At 47.4% G+C, this 796-nt stretch carries 2 rRNA genes; both read right to left on the bottom strand.

The features are described from left to right. Positions 1-256 (bottom strand): 23S ribosomal RNA (locus B5F07_RS22215); the annotation flags it as partial. Positions 257-693: 437 nt separating this feature from the next. Beyond that, positions 694-796 (bottom strand): 5S ribosomal RNA (rrf, locus tag B5F07_RS22210); the annotation flags it as partial.

The following is a 796-nucleotide window of genomic DNA, read 5'->3' as shown; positions in this document are numbered from 1 at the left end:
TTCGCTCGCCGCTACTTCCGGAATCACTGTTGTTTTCTCTTCCTCCGGCTACTTAGATGTTTCAGTTCACCGGGTTCCCTTCCTTAACTTATGGATTGGGTTAAGGATGGCTGAGGTCTTCTCAGCCGGGTTTCCCCATTCGGAGATCTCCGGATCGATGGGTATTTGCCCCTCCCCGAAGCTTTTCGCAGCTTATCACGTCCTTCATCGGCTCTTAGTGCCAAGGCATCCACCATACGCTCTTATCAGCATAACCAGACGATTCATTTCCACGGGAATGGAAACTCCTCTCCACATGTATAGCGTTACATGTTCTGGCAACAGACCGTTTTTTTACTTCGTTTCCTTCGAAGGGATCCTCTCGGATCCAATGTTGTTAATAACATTTCCTCGGATGTCTTGTATCTCTTCACGGATTCTCTCAAACCCGCAAAGTTATATAAGATATTGATTTTTTCTCTGTATGCAGTTTTCAAGGTACATCATCATGGAAGGTCTCCCTTCCATCCCTGACTGACTTTCATCAGTCATTACATATTCAGAAGAAACCTTCTGGATATCTAATCACTGGTGAATACCAGTTTCCACAGCACTGCCCTGCTGGATGGGTTGGCGCTGAGGGATTGTTGTCCCTCTCTGCCGGTATTTATTTTTAACTTCGGCAGCGGTTCTGCCTCTCTTTTTTTCTTTTTAATCTGGCGGCCACCTACTCTCCCACACCGTCTCCAGTGCAGTACCATCGGCCGTTCAGGTCTTAACCATCGTGTTCGGGATGGGAACGGGTGTTTCCCCTGAA

The sequence above is a fragment of the Lachnoclostridium sp. An169 genome (assembly GCF_002160525.1).
Lineage (GTDB): Bacteria > Bacillota > Clostridia > Lachnospirales > Lachnospiraceae > Mediterraneibacter > Mediterraneibacter cottocaccae.
This window is presented reverse-complemented; position numbering and strand designations above follow the sequence as displayed.